This is a genomic window from Leptospira biflexa serovar Patoc strain 'Patoc 1 (Paris)' (assembly GCF_000017685.1).
Taxonomy (GTDB): domain Bacteria; phylum Spirochaetota; class Leptospiria; order Leptospirales; family Leptospiraceae; genus Leptospira_A; species Leptospira_A biflexa.
In genome coordinates this window covers 1324224-1339997 of sequence record NC_010602.1, presented here as the reverse complement: position 1 = coordinate 1339997, position 15774 = coordinate 1324224, and the positions used below count along the sequence as shown (strand labels likewise).

The following is a 15774-nucleotide window of genomic DNA, read 5'->3' as shown; positions in this document are numbered from 1 at the left end:
ATAGTATCCATTCGATTCTTCTATCTGTAATCTCATCCAGGTGGAAGAAAAAGAAAAAAAAGAAATTTTATCTAAAATCCAATCCATGGAGAAAGAACTTTTTTTCTTAAAAGAAAAAGTCCTTTCATTTGGAGAATCAAAGGCCACTTCTTCTAGTGTCACACTTGGTTTACCAAAACAAACACCCGTTATAGAAGAAAAAGATACGGTATCATTAGAAGAAGGTCCCAATTGGTTCATCCAATGGATAGGCCAAAATCTATTTGTCAAACTAGGTGTGTTTTCACTCATCCTTGCTTCCGTTTGGTTTTTCTATTTGGCCATTGAAGAGTATTGGATCAATGAATCCGTGCGCATTTGGATCGGAATTATATCTTCCCTACCCATTTTATGGTATGGTCATAAAACAAAAGAAACTCGTCCCTACCTTTCCCCGAGTTTACTTGGTCTCGGAATCGCGGTTCTATTTTCAGCCTATTATTCCGGTTATGTTTGGTATGATTTGTATGGCACAGAAACCTGTTTTGTGGGTCTCATCCTGCTTAGCCTAACTGCTGTTGGATTGTCCTACTCGGAAAAAAGTGAAGTGTTATTTGGATTTGCGAGTTTAGGAGTGTTCCTTGCTCCCATTTTAGTTTCCACTGGCCAAAACTCTTATCCATTTTTATTCACGTATCTACTCATTTGGAATGCATTATTTTTTTGGATCCGAAAGGAAATGCCTTGGAAGGCTGTTCCCCTCATCATCCTATTGGCAAACCATCTCATTTTTGCCGCATGGGCAGATGGGAATTTAAATGAAGCCAAGGTATTTTTCCCATTGGTGTTTCAGATAGGCGTGTATCTCCTCTTTTTGATTCGTGAATTCCAAATCTTAAAAAACACAATCGAAGAAAACCCCATCCTAACACTCGTAAGCATTGGTTTTACATTAGGACTTGGATTTTTACAGGCGTTTTGGATTTTTGGAATCTTTTACCCCACACTCAAACCATTTTTACTCACCTTAGTTCTGATTGTTTTTTATGCCATCTACCAAAGATCAATTGAAGACAACTCACTCACCACTAACAAAAAGAAACTCTACGATATCATAGGCCTATTTGGTTTACCACTGATCATCAGTGTGATCGTAATGGGACTGACTGGAAAAACGTTAGCATTTAGCCTCATTAGTTTTGCTTTTGTTGTGACAATGGCTGCCACCTATTCCAAACAACTCTATATGTATTTGGCAACCTTTCCTGTTTGGTTTTTTGCCTTGTTTTATATTTTTGCATTCACCTATCGTTCGTTTAATGAAATCCCTTTTCTCAACGGAAGGTTTTTTATCTTTTTTACAGGAAGTTTGTATCTTCTACTTTCCTATTTTTATAGCAGAAAGTTTTCACCTTTTTCCAAATTCTTTTTATATTCTGCCTATCCTTACTTTTTGTTAGGAAACTTTGTGGAAATTTATTTAGGATTTGCTCCCGAAAAAAGACTCTTTTTATACTCCATTAGTTTGATCTTCTATGGACTCATCACTCTAGTCTTTGGATTCCAAAAACAGATCCAATCCTTAAAAGTGGCGGGATTTGTTTCCCTGGCACTTGTTGTCGCCAAATTCTATTTGTACGATTTTTGGAACCTATCCCTTGGATACCGCATCCTAGCGGGTTTGTTTTTAGGAATCACACTCATCGTTACAGGAACATTTTACAATCGAATCAAAAAGGAAACCACATGAACCAATTTTACTCCTTCACTTTTATCGTGATTCTATTTTCTCAGTCGACGGTTTTTGCAAGACCACTTCCAGTCGAAAACTTTAAGTATAAAAAAGAAATCTCCATTTCTAACAAAAACGGAGAAAACCAAATCATAAAAGTATTATTAGATGAAGAGTTTTATAAACATTCGTATTATGGAGACCTTCGATTGACAAAAGGAGGAGAGATCATTCCCTATAAGATTCAAAATGCGGAAGAAATCAGTAAGTTCACAGAAAAACTCAAACCCGAATTACTTTTTACCAAAAAGGATGAATTGGAAATTTACGTTTTAGAACTTCCGAAACTTCCCGAAGGAATGAGTTATTCTAAATTGACTGTATCAAGCGCTTACGATTATGAAACATCCATCACACTTAAGTTAGGTGACAATCCAGACAAATTTTCTGAGACTAAAAATGTTTTTTTATATAAATATGGTTCCCAATCCTCTGGTGAAATTGATTTAGGAAATACGAAATACCGATATCTTCGCCTAGAAGTAGAAACAGGTTCCAATCTCAAATTTCCATCGGTTACCAGGTCCAAAGAAAATAAGAACTTATATTTTGAAAGGACACACCAAATCCCAAGTCCCATCCTCGAAGAAAATTCTGTCCTATTCTCCTTTCCAAATCAAAACCAGAGTAGTTTTCAGACAGTCAAACTTTCCTTCGAAGAAAAAAATTGGGAACGTTACGTCACCATTCGCGGAAAAATCAATAAAAAGGAATGGGAGACCGTATTCCAGGGAACCATCAACCATACAGAAAAAGACGGAAACTTCACCGAAATTCCAGTTTCTTCACCACTAAGTTCAGAATTTACCATTCAAATTGAAGACGGAGAAAATGAAACCCTCCATCTAAAGGAAGTGATCACCGTACAACCGTTAGAGGAAATTTTATTCTTTGCTGACAATGTCTCAAAAGATTCTCTTTACACATTGTATTATGGAAATCCTTACCAATGGGCGGCAAATTTTGACCCCTATACCTACCCTTCCGAGGAAGACCTACGAGAAAAAACACCAATTTCGGGAAAATTAGGAAATGAAATTCAAAATCCTGAATTTGGATATAGTTTGATCTACCCACCTATATCTGGTTATATCACAACAACCTTGTTTTACTTAGGAATTTTGACCCTACTCTTTTTTATTTTTTCCATCTTAAAGTCAAAACGCCTTGTGGTGAAGGAAACTGCATCCGTCGAACTGTCTAATTGAAAGTAAAAAAATGAGAAGGAAACAATGAGAAATCACAAATCTACAACAGCCATAACACTGTCGTTCGTCGTAATGTTACTCACAAACTGTACGGGCACAAGACCAGACAATTTAGGAATCCGCACGGGCAAACTTTTGGACTGTCCCAAAACACCCAATTGTATCAATAGTTTTTCAGATCCAAGCGACAAAGAACATTTCCGAAATCCTGAACCATATAAAAAACCAACAAGTGAGGCGATGGGCATTCTAAAACAAAGGATTTTAAGTTTTCCAAGAACCAAAATCATCAAAGAAGAAAACAATTATCTTTATGTAGAATTCACTTCACTTCTCATGCGTTATGTGGATGATGTAGAATTTTATTTTGATGAAAAATCAAAACTGTTACATTTCCGATCGGCTTCACGACTCGGTAAATCCGACTTGGGAGTGAACCGCAAACGGATTGAAACCCTCTTAAAAGAAATCGAAATTTAGAAAAAGACGAGGACCTTTTTTTAAAATCCGATGGAACACCCAAATTCCTTGGATACAACCAGTATCCAAGGAACCATTCGCGATGAATCGTCGCGAATTCCTAAATTTATTTCTTTTTGTGAATTTCTTGTAAAGAGTTCACAGAAAATCCTTTGTCTTTCATTTCCACAAGTCCATGGATGAGTGCCTTGGCTGCTTGCGCTGTTGTGAGGCACGGTACCTTATATTTGATCGCAGCTTGCCTGATCGTAAACGCGTTTTCACGAGTCACACGTGAGAGTGGAGTGTTGATGATAAGATGGATTTTTTTCTCTTTGATGTAATCAATTACATTCGGGAAGTAACCATCGTAGATTTTATTTATTTTACTCGATAAAATCCCATTGTCCGATAAAAACTTATGTGTCCCTTCCGTTGCAATGATGTTGTAACCAAGGTTCGAAAGTGACCTCACTGATTCCAAAAGTTCTTTTTTCGTTTTGTCATTGATCGTCACAAACACCGTTCCATGTTTCGGAGGTTCTTCCCCTGCCATGATCTGTGCTTTCACAAAGGCTTCCCCTTTGGTAGCAGCAACTCCCATCACTTCTCCAGTAGATCTCATTTCAGGACCAAGGATGGTATCCACACCAGGAAATTTGCTGAATGGAAGTACCGCCTCTTTTACAGTGATCATTGGCGCAGAAAAACGTTTTCCCAATTTAAAAGAGGCGAGAGACTCACCTAACATAAGTCTTACGGCAATTTTTACGATCGGAATTCCAATCGATTTGGCAACAAAAGGAACTGTTCTTGATGCTCTTGGGTTCACTTCTAAGACATAAAGGGTTTCATCTTTAATTGCATATTGTACATTGATAAGTCCCTTTACATCGAGTTCCAAAGCTAGGCGAAGTGTGGCTTCCTCAATTTCTTGGATCATTCGTTGTGAGATACTTTGCGGAGGTAATACACAAGCAGAATCCCCTGAGTGAATCCCAGCTTCTTCGATGTGTTCCATAACTCCCGCAATGAAAACATCCTTTCCATCACAGAGTGCATCCACATCCACTTCCGTTGCATCTTGTAAAAAGGAATCCACAAGAAGGGGTCTGTCTTCTGAAACCTCTTCTGCTTCTTCCATATATTTGTCTAATTCTGTTTCTTCATTCACAATGAGCATCGCACGACCTCCGAGCACATAGGAAGGCCGAACAAGGACAGGGTATCCAATTTTACGAGCGATTTCTCTTGCTTTGTCTTTGGAAGAAGCAATGCCATTTTCTGGAGACTTTAGGTTTAACTTTTCTAGTACTTCTGCAAACCGTTTTCTGTCTTCTGCGCGGTCGATTGAATCAGGACTCGTGCCAAGGATAGGAACTCCTCTTTTTTCCAAAGACTTTGCCAGTTTGAGTGGAGTTTGTCCACCTAACTGAACAATGACTCCATCTGGCCTTTCTTTTTTGAAAATCGCCATAACATCTTCTAAGCTGAGAGGCTCAAAATACAATCGGTCCGAGGTATCATAATCTGTAGAAACTGTTTCAGGATTGGAATTAACCATGATGGATTCCACACCTGCTTCTTGTAATGAAAAGGAAGCATGACAACAACAATAGTCAAATTCAATCCCTTGTCCAATGCGGTTTGGTCCTCCGCCGAGAATCATCACTTTTTTCTTGGATGTGACATCCGACTCGTCTTCTTCATCATAAGTGGAATACATATAAGGTGTGAAGGCTTCAAATTCTCCCGCACAAGTATCAATCCGTTTGTAAACGGGATGAATGTTTTTTTCTTCCAAATAAGATTCGATTTTTTCTTCTTCCTCTCGTAAGGTTTTTTCCACTTTCGCTTTTGTGATTTCAATGGCCGCACCACTTCTCACTTGTGCTAAAATTTGTTCTTCCTTGGATAAAAAAGCAAGCTGTCGATTCGAAAACCCTGCTTGTTTCATCTCTTCAATGATTGTATTCCCATCTTTTCGGTATTTGTTTTCTAATTGGAAAAGCTCTTCAAATTGGTATAAAAACCAAGGATCAATTTTACAAATTTCATGGATTTCTTCCACACTCATTCCAAAATCAAACGCCATCTTTACATAAAAAATTCGTTTGTCAGTTGGGCGTTTGACTCTTGCTGTGAGCCATTCATGTCTTTGTTCTTTGGGAACGGTTTCCCATTCCATCAGTTCCTTTAAATACCCATCACTTCCAAATCCGAATCTGTCAGTTTCCAATGAACGTAAGGCCTTTTGGAAACTTTCTTTGAAGTTACGACCAATTGCCATCGCTTCTCCGACTGCTTTCATTTGGACACCCAAGGTATTATCAGAACCAGGGAATTTTTCAAACGCAAACCTAGGGATTTTTGTGACTACATAATCAATGGATGGTTCAAAACTTGCGGGCGTTACACGGGTGATATCATTTCGAATTTCATCTAGAGTGTATCCAATCGAAAGAAGTGCTGCAATTTTTGCGATAGGAAATCCTGTGGCCTTGGAAGCAAGAGCTGAGGAGCGAGAAACCCTTGGGTTCATTTCGATCACAATCACATCCCCATTTTCTGGGTTCACTGCAAATTGGATATTAGATCCACCTGTTTCCACTCCGATTTCACGGATGATGTCGATCGACATATCACGTAACCTTTGGTATTCTTTATCACTTAACGTTTGTTGTGGGGCAACTGTAATGGAATCACCTGTGTGGACTCCCATTGGATCTAAGTTTTCGATGGAACAGATGATGACGACATTGTCATTTAGATCCCGCATCACCTCTAATTCAAATTCCTTCCATCCCATTACGGATTCTTCTACGAGGATTTGAGAAATTGGGGAAGCAGATAATCCTTTTTGAGCAATTTCCTCAAACTCGGATTCTTCGTAACAAGTTCCGCCACCCGTTCCTCCTAAGGTAAAGGCCGGGCGAATGATGATGGGAAATCCAATTTCATCTTTTGCTTTTCTTGCGGCTTCCATGTCGGAAACCATAAAGGACTTCGCGACACGGATTCCAAGTTTTTCCATCGCAAGTTTAAAAAGTTCGCGATCTTCTGCTTTCCGAATCGCATCTACCTTTGCACCAATCAGTTCCACATTGTATTTTTCCAAAACCCCTTCTCTATGGAGGGCGAGGGCTAAGTTGAGCGCAGTTTGACCACCTACCGTCGGTAAGATGGCATCCGGTTTTTCTTTTTTAATGATTTTTTCAAGGACGGGAACGGTAAGAGGTTCGATGTAAGTGGCATCGGCAAGATCTGGGTCCGTCATAATTGTGGCGGGATTTGAGTTCACTAATATGACTCGAATTCCCTTCTCCCGAAGTGCTTTGGTAGCCTGGGTTCCAGAATAGTCAAATTCACATGCCTGCCCGATGACGATAGGTCCTGATCCGATGATTAAAATTGATTTTAAGTCGTTACGTTGCGGCATAGTTTCCTCTTTTTTGTTTATAAGTTTTCATTGATGTCTGATAAAGAACTCGGGATTAAATATTCACCTGCAAGGGAGGCATTTTCCCACCTCACTACAGTTTGGTATAAGGCTTCTCTCATTTTGGAAGCCATTGGATGATTTGGATATAAATTGTTTTTGTTGTATGGATCTTTGATCCTGTCATACAGCTCAAACTTCACTCCCTCGCGGGTAGGGATATAAATGAGTTTGTACTTGGAATTTTGAATGCTCCTGTGTTTGGAGAAGGCAATCGTTTCCCGATAAATTGGATCTGTGATCATAATTTGGTAGTCTTCTTCGGGAACCACTTGGTGGAGTGATAAAATATTCGGATAAGGGATTCTTTGTTTTTGGAAAAAATGATCCCCAACGTCGGAAAACCAAATCCCTGTTTCAGAATATACAAATCGATCCTCTTTCCAATCTCCCTCGTTCATAACAGCTAACAAGGATTTGCCTGGGTATTCGGAAGGCAGTGGAATTTCAAAATAATCCAACAAGGTAGGAACTAAGTCCACACTTGAAGTGATCCCATAAAAATTCTGATCCAAACTAGAAGTTTGGTAGGACTTTGGAAACTTGATCATAAAAGGAACATGAGTGACAGCTTCCCCACGTAAGTGTTCTCCATGGCCTTGTCCATGAACATCTTCATACAGAGCTTCTCCATGATCCGCTGTGAGGATGATGATTGCCTCATCATAAAGTTCCTTTTCTTTTAGATAACCAACCATTTCACCAAATTCTTGATCGAAGGCATAAATGGCGCTATCAAATAAGCTACGAATTTGAGAGATTTCCTCCGCATTCGGAAGGTTTGCATCTGTTGGATCCACAAACTTGAGATACTTATATTTCCCATAATAGTTGGGATCTGTGAACTGTTTGTAATGAGGATAGGCAGGTGTATAGGGAAAGTGGATGACACTCGAAAAATAGGTAATGGAATAAGGAGAATTTTTTCGTTCCTTCACAAGGGATTCAAATCGTTTCAACAGACGTTCCCCATCTCCCCAAGTCGATAACCCATCCATTTCTTCTAAATACATCCCACCAGAAAACCATGATCCAACGAGGAAAGGTAAAACCAAGATTTGTGTTTCCGCTGTTCGTTGGACCGTCATGATCCGTGCATTGAAGTTAGGTGCAAATACGGCATCAAAACCAAAATTGGCTCGCGGAAAAATATCCGCCGCAAAACTACCAATCGCAAAATGATCATATCCCAATTTCTTTAAAAATTGTTGCAGGGTGGGAAATGACGAAGAACCAATCCTTTGTTTTTCCTCCGGTGAAGGGAACATATCACGAACCTTATGTTCCATCGCATATTTCCCTGTGAGTGTGTCGGCCCAACTAGGAAAGGTGCGAGGAATTGTAGTGTGGTGGTCATGGAATTGGAAGGCATCTTTCCGAAACAAATCGATGTTTGGTGTCATGGTTTTTCCATTTACCATATTACCAATTTTGTCATAACGAAGAGAGTCCGCTGATAAAATAAAGATAGGAGGTTTTCCTCTGGTACTAGAATACCGCAACGAGGAAATTTGAGACCAAACACTCGGAATGAGATACAAAAACAAAAGTAAAACCAGTAACAATCCATAGGTTCTCAAATGAATGTTTTGGTATCTTTTGCCTTGCCACAGAACAAGGATGAAGTAGACAATCCCAACTGGATACAATCCATGAATGTGAATCAAACCCAAAACCAAAACATGTAAGATGGCAAAAAAACTTTCTTTGTTTTTGTGAAGGTAAGTCTGCCAAACCAATGTCCCCAAAAGAATACCAACGATCACCACTAAACAAACGCTAGGTAGAACTGGAGAAACAAAATCGGTTAAAAAATAAAGAAAAGGTGCAAAACCAGGATATCGAAAGAAAAAAAACTCACCGTAAATTTGTGGGAACTTGACCATCGACTGAAAAAGCGCCAAACATTCGATACAAAAGACAATCCCAGCTAACACATACCATTTGGGGTTTAGTTGTTTCCAAAAATAAAACACCAAATACACGAGGGAAAAAATACTGGTATGGAGATAAAAAGATACGGCAAATACCTTAAAGGTGGTAGATAGGTATACCCCAAAAAAAGCACCTAAGTATTGTTTTAGGAAGTCACCAACATCAACTCCCATAATGGTAAAACTAGTATTAAAGATGAGAAAGAATAGATAAAAAAAAACTGAATAAGAAAGGGAAATTTTAAAAACTCGGATTGGGAAAAGAGGGACTTGGTTCGGACCCATTAGAGTCATCATTCCAAACCCTCTTTATCCGTAAACTTTTCCTAGTCCTTATTTTCTGAAATCCTCACGATTTCGTTCGGCCATTCCGCATGGGTTTCGGGAGAATACATCGCCTCCACCCGAGTGGAAGGCATCACAAAATTCCCGACATGGTTTAGGCGGTAACTGTGTTCCAACACATGTTTCCCTTTCGGCAAATATTCAAAATAGGCTCGGTAGAGGGACAAGGTTTTTTCCTCAAAACTGAGGTAAAACGAAGTATCCCCCGGTTTGTCCTGCCCAATTTGGGATTCTCGCCCAAACCCACGTCCGAGAGGGAGGGAGCCTGGAGGGATCGGATCTTCTACGACCACCCAAGTTTTATCCGAATCCGCATCGATTTCGATTTTGACTTTGATGATATCACCTTTCGAATACACTCCCGACTTTGCCACTTGCACAGGTTCGATGGATCGTTTGATCCGATACCCACTCGCAATGGGTTCTTTCAGAGGAAGGATACTTTGCACCGACCATTCCACCCATGGTTTGCCTTTCCCCTCATATGTGACCAAAACAGATTCAGGACTTGTGCCGAGAGTTTGTGTGACAGTTTGTTTGCCATTTGGTTCGAGAAGTAAATTCTCTTTTTCTGTTTTGACTTTTACCTTTCCACCCGTCACTTTTTCTCCTTCTAAGAGTTTACTCACTCGATCAAATACAAAAATAGAATACGCATTTCCTAAAGTACTATCATACCTTCCTTGTTTTTGCATTTTGACATATCCTTTGATGATACGAGGTAGGTCTTTCTGAAGGGCCGGTTCCGATAAGGACCAAAGTAAAAACTTAGCCATTGTATAATCCCGACTGCCCAAAATCCACCATGGATTCGTAAAACCAGAATCCGCAATGATGAGTTCCGTTCCCTGAAGGTTCAGTTTTGATCGCAAAACACTATAAAGACGATTTTTGATTTTTGGATCGGCACCATTCACCCGATTCAAAATTTCTGATAAATCGATGAGGGAAGCTGTTGGTAAAAATTCGATTCCCTCAAAGATAGGTCTTACCTGTTCCCAATCATAGGTTTGGTAACGAGTGAGGGCTTCCCAAACAATGATTTTTCTAACAACAAGGTCAGCCCCAAATCGGTATCTCTCTCCATACACCCTTCCTTCCAAAAACCCTTGTAAACCCGCCATGATCCGATTAAGAGATTCCTCTGGGATGGTTTTATTTGACAACCTAGCCGATGTTAATACATAGGAAGAGAGGATTTCACTACCGTGTTCCATTCTAGCAAAGTATTTCACAAGTCCATCTGAATCCAAAAAGGAATTCAAATCGCTGAATACATCATTCCATAAAACGTCGGAACGTAAACCAATGGCTTTTGAAACTCGTTGTTCCATACACGAATATGGATAGGTTTGGAAGTACTTTTGAATCCCACCTGTACTTGTGAGGATGGTAGGAGATGCTTTCCAAACCATTTTTCCTGAATTCGGTAAGGAACCTGGAGGAGTTTGGATTGTTTCCTTAAAAGCTGCCTCATATAAAAATAGTCCTGCTTGGTACACCCGTTCTGTAAAGGCAGGGATGACCGTTTGTTCGACACTGAGACTATCAAGGATCGTTCCGTTCGGAGAGGAGACTTCGATTGTGAATTTCCGTTTGGTGGTGTCTTCGGGAACAGCGATGTCCCATGTGATTTGTTTGGTTTCACCAGGAGCAATCATTGCCGATTTGGTTTCCAATTCGGATTTGATTTCTTTTTCGTTCAGGGTATCCACGACACTCAATCGAACGCGGAGTTGTTCTTTTGAGTCTCCGGCATTACGTAGGTTCACTTCATGCTGCAATATATCACCTAACCTAACGATTGGTGGGATTCCCGAAAATGTTTGGATTTTTTGAGAAGTTTGGATTTTTGCCATCCCTGTTCCGAACTCTTTAGAACCGGAAGTCGCAACTGCAACAATCCGAAAGGTAGTGAGGGAGTCATTCAAAGGAAAACTAAATTTAAACTTTCCATCTTTTCCGACTATCGCCTTCCCTTTCCAATAGAGTAAAGTTTCAAATAAGGAACGTGTGGATTGTTTCCCTCCCCCTCCTCCTTCTGGTTTTGCCTTTAATCCAAAATGACGTTTTCCGATGATTTGGGATTGGGCTGTGGAGGTAACCACTTGGTGGGGCCTTGTTCCCATCATGGCATCTAACAGATTCCAGGTGGGATTAGGCGATAATTCAAGGAGTGCCTCGTCAACAACTGCAAGTGTCACTTCCGTCCCTTCGGTTGGGATCTTACCATCGGATGTTTTGATTTCGATTGCCACTTCCGCCATTTCCCTGACTTGGTATTGTTTTTGGTTGGGTGTGACCGATACGGACAAACTGTACGGTTTGTATCCCACTTTGAGCATCGAGAGTCCCAAACGGTAACTTGGTTTGGCTAAATCCACAAGGCCAGTGGGTTTTGGATCTCCCATCCGCCCACGTACGAGAAAAACCGAGATGTAAACATTGGGAGCATATTCTTTTTTGATAGGTATACTGATGAAAGGATCCTTTCCATTCACTGCAGTGACAAAGTAATCAATGACACCTTCTCGTTCCATACTGACAAGAGCCGTTCCCTCTCGGAAGGGAGAACGAACTTGCACCTTGATGGTCTCACCAACTTTCACAGAACGTTTTTCCGGTAAGATGTCCATACGGTTGTGATCACTCACATCAAACCAAACTTCCTCTTTGGCACTGACCCATACGTGATAACTTGAATTCGTACGATTCCCATTTTTATCTTTTGTTTCCGCAACAAAGGTTAAGTCGCCCGTTCCTGGAGACTTCCCTTCACAGATGAGAATCCCTTTAGAATCTGTTTTCCCTTCACAGAACTCACCAAGTTTGCTGACCTCTTCATAATGTTCATAGGCATAAAACCCACCTACGAGGCGTTTTCGATTGGAATAAAATTCTTTTTTATACGCATTCACTTTGATTTTTTGGGAAGACACTGGTTTGTCATTTGGATCAAGCACAACGAGTTGGAGTTTCACCTTGTCTTCCGTAAAGTACCATCCGTCTGGTAACACACCTAAATGGAGTTCGGCGGGAGAGACGGGGAAACTGCGAGAGATTGTATGGATCTCACCTGTAGGGTCTGCATATTCCATCTCTACTTGGAAATTCCCATAACCAGGAATGGATTTTAAGTCTTGGAAGTGATGTTCCAAAAATCCTTTGGCATCCGTTTTGGCATTTGTCGAAACTACTTTTGGTTTTGTTTCTTCTACCTCTTCTTCTTCATACCCGCTGACTTTCCATTTCCCTTCTTTGATGGTTTCTTGCGAAAAACTAAAGCTTGAATATTCTTCTTTGGGTGAATAAAAACTAGGGACCACTTGTGAACGGACTTTGACTGGTACCTGGGATGCCCCACCACCGGATAGGTATTCCAATCCAAAAAGGACTTTTGCCTCTTTAGGCGAAACTAAACTTTGAGAACCACCAGCAAGTTGTATGTTCCCTTTGAGAACAGGAAGACGAAATTCTTCCACTCGAAATTGTGTGACTGTACGTCCGTAACTTGTATCTTCATTGTTATATGGATAGGTAACGAGATACACACCATGTTTTGCATTTTTTGGAATTTTGAATTCTGATTCCGCATGTCCCGGAAACGACCAAACGAGTGGAGTGGAAAAACTTTCTCCCGATCCCTCATGTTTGATCACAACAGTCGAAGGATACTCCTTCGAATCGGCAGGTAACAAACCTTTGTTTCCAAAACTACGCCGAACATGTTTCAGGTGGACTGTTTCCCCTTTTTTCAAAAGAGTTCGATCTAGGACAATGGACTCTAAATAGTTAGCATAACCCGTATTTGCTTGTGGCAATTGGTAACGCCAACTTTCGATCCCTTTCTCCCAGGTGCTTGATGTAAAACTGATATCATCATTTTTTTGGGCAAAAACGGTAAGACCAGAACCTAACTCATGATAACCACAGTAAGGTATTTCCTGGAAATTGATATTTCCAAAAAGCATAGTTCCATCTTTACCCGTGATCCCTGCTCCCTTAACATTGCCTTGGCAATCTAAAATTTTGATTTGCACACCTGACTCAGGTAGACCCGTGCTCATACTTGTGACCCAAACAAGGCTTGTATCTTTTCCCCATTTGAAATGAGGGGAAAGATTCGTCACTAGGGCGGCACTCGAAACATACATTTTTTTCCCTTCCCCTTGTGCAAAAAGATGGTTTGCAAGGACTTCACTTGCGATCTCCACAACATAAAATCCAGGTGTTTCCAACGGAATGCCGACTACTTCCATTGGTTTTTTTCCATTTGGTTTGGGAAGTTGGAAGGAATTTACTTTTGTATGCGAAGATGGGGTTTGAAAAACGGATTGGTTACGTTCGACTCGTGAAAGGGTTTGGAACCATTTTTGAATTTCCAATATGTCCAATGTCTTTTGGCTTTTCCCATCCATCCCAAGGGAAGTCGTTTTGATGGGGAGGTTTGCCTCTAAGTTCCGTAAGGTGACAGGTAGGGCAGGATTTGCTTTTGATTCTAAGATACCAAACTTAGCACTGAACTTGGCAAGCGGAGGGAATTCGTCTGTTTTGAACTGTAAAGGGAAGGCGGCACTGTTCGCCAAACTTCTATTAGCATCATCCACTATCTCTGGAATTTTGATAGTGAACTCGGAATTTTCGGGAAATGGTCCAGGAAAACTCACCCAATCTGAAAATTCATTCCCTTTGCTCGTTTCTTTTTGTTTTGGATATTCCTTTCCATCCTTTCCGATTAGTTTGATCTCATCCAGTAACGATTGTGATACGGGTGAATTAAAAGACAAATTGACTGGAAGGATGGGGATACAATTGGCATCGGCAGTGGTCCTTTCACAACTAAATCTGGCAGAGAATACTGGCCTCACGGTAAACGACAATACTTCGTCTTCTGGAATCTCCCCTCCCCAGATCGATTTGATTCCCTTACCTAGTACAAGTTGGATTTGCCGATCGGGTAAAAAGGTTTGTTTGGATTTTAGGACAACGGTTTCCTCTTTGTCCTTTTTCCCAACTGATTGTAACAAATTTTTTCGTTCGTTCCCTGAAATGAGAACCACAGGGATACGATTTCCTAATTCTTCTGAGCGAAAATAAGCAAATTTTTGAAAACTTACAAGGTCTGGCTTACCATCTAACTTTAATAAGAAGACCTGGTCTTCCGATATCGAACTACCGTTATATGGTGATGAATACTTTACCGAAGGTCCACCTGTATGAAATGAAAAATTCTTCTCCCCTTGGATCCGTTCCCCACTCAGAGTTTTAATCCCATCATTCAATACAAAAGAACAAGTAACTCCACCGGGAAGTGACGATTCAAATTCATACACCCAAGTTGTGGAATCGATAAAACGACTTGTCCCTGAAAAAGGACATTTCACTTGGAAAATTTCGGTATTGGGACGGATGTCGCCAAGGGCCACCATCGGTTTTGTAAACCGTGCTGTGATTTGTTTGGGAGCTTTGACAAAACCATTCGGAGTGAAAAATTCGATGGAGGGAGCTACGTTTTGTGAAAAATCAGACTCCACCAAAACGAGGGAAAGGAAAAGTAAAACAAGTGCTCGGATACGAGAGGGCATGGAAGGAAGTTAGAAAGAGGAATGGGATTGGAAAGAAAAAAAAGAAAATCAGGGATATTGGCCCCTCCCTGCGGGTCTCATAAGGAGAAACATCTATGAACGAATTTTAGACAGATTGAATTTGATTTTAGTTTTCAAATTCTTACCTGCCCAATTGATTTTCTTGCGTGGATTATCAGATTTACCGCTAAGATTTTGTCGAAACATACACTACAATTCCCCAAGAGAGCATCAAAATCACTAAAAACAAAAACGAAAAAATTCCTTTCGTTTCATACTCCGAATCCAAACGATCTTTCCAAACAATAAAGACGGATCCTGTTTCAAATTTTGATTCCGATGTTTCCCAATTGGAATCGCGGATCACAACTCCACCTGAATAGAGGCTTGGAATTTGGCAGTTTCCTTTGTCCTTTGTATAACAAAGAGCATAGAATGGAAATTTAGTTTCCTTACCTGAGACGGATCGAATGCGTTTGTAATGGAATGTGATGATGGGTCCATACACTGCCCCGCCAGGACGACGTCTGACAAGGAGAGGAGATTGGAATCTTCCTGAATCGGAATCATCCAAACGATAATCTTTTAAATATAGATACCGATACCTGAGGTATCCATGGGCCTCTTCTGGCAAAACATCAAACTTGGAAGTAAGGCCAGACTTGTAACCGATGGCATCTCCTAAAAACAATAATACATTCCCACCTGCCAGTAATGATAAAAAAACGGCAATTAGGATTTTATACCCATAGGTTTTTGAAAATTGAATGCCCAAAAATACGAGAGGCAAAAAAAAGATAATGAATACCCAGATGGAATAGGATAACGGCCAATACACACCGAACGGAAGTAAGATGATGGAAAATACAAAAATAAAAATAAGTCCAATCCAAAGTAGGATGAGTGGTGAGGGTGAATCATCATTTGGTTCTCTTTTTTTTCGGTATTTATTTTCAACAAAGGTGGCAAACAT

Annotated in this window: 7 protein-coding genes; 3 read left to right on the top strand and 4 right to left on the bottom strand. The window is 40.4% G+C overall.

What is annotated here, in order from left to right; genetic code table 11:
- Positions 1 to 40: 40 nt before the first annotated feature.
- Genes LEPBI_RS06285 through LEPBI_RS06275 form a run of 3 tightly spaced genes read left to right on the top strand, consistent with a single transcriptional unit; the run spans position 41 to position 3459 of the window.
- Positions 41 to 1729, top strand: coding sequence for a DUF2339 domain-containing protein (locus LEPBI_RS06285; protein ID WP_012388275.1), 1689 nt, complete (start codon positions 41 to 43; stop codon positions 1727 to 1729).
- A complete protein-coding gene (locus tag LEPBI_RS06280; RefSeq protein WP_012388274.1) occupies positions 1726 to 2979 on the top strand; it encodes a hypothetical protein in 1254 nt (417 codons plus the stop codon). Before LEPBI_RS06285 ends, LEPBI_RS06280 begins: the two co-directional genes overlap by 4 nt.
- 24 nt (positions 2980 to 3003) lie before the next feature.
- Complete coding sequence (locus tag LEPBI_RS06275) at positions 3004 to 3459, top strand: DUF1499 domain-containing protein (protein ID WP_012388273.1); 456 nt, start codon at positions 3004 to 3006, stop codon at positions 3457 to 3459.
- Between the two features lie 106 nt (positions 3460 to 3565).
- On the opposite strand, the gene carB is transcribed toward LEPBI_RS06275, so the two are convergent.
- The 4 genes from carB to LEPBI_RS06255 all read right to left on the bottom strand — a co-directional run bounded on the left by carB (position 3566) and on the right by LEPBI_RS06255 (position 15774).
- Entirely contained in the window at positions 3566 to 6877 is a 3312-nt protein-coding gene (gene carB, locus LEPBI_RS06270) for a carbamoyl-phosphate synthase large subunit (RefSeq protein ID WP_012388272.1), read from the bottom strand.
- Between the two features lie 17 nt (positions 6878 to 6894).
- Positions 6895 to 9156, bottom strand: coding sequence for a sulfatase-like hydrolase/transferase (locus LEPBI_RS06265; protein ID WP_041769734.1), 2262 nt, complete (start codon positions 9154 to 9156; stop codon positions 6895 to 6897).
- 41 nt (positions 9157 to 9197) lie between these two features.
- Positions 9198 to 14801 carry an alpha-2-macroglobulin family protein gene (locus LEPBI_RS06260; RefSeq protein ID WP_012388270.1) on the bottom strand — a complete coding sequence of 1868 codons (5604 nt, stop codon included), beginning with the start codon at positions 14799 to 14801 and terminating at the stop codon, positions 9198 to 9200.
- A gap of 187 nt (positions 14802 to 14988) precedes the next feature.
- Entirely contained in the window at positions 14989 to 15774 is a 786-nt protein-coding gene (locus LEPBI_RS06255) for a hypothetical protein (protein ID WP_012388269.1), read from the bottom strand.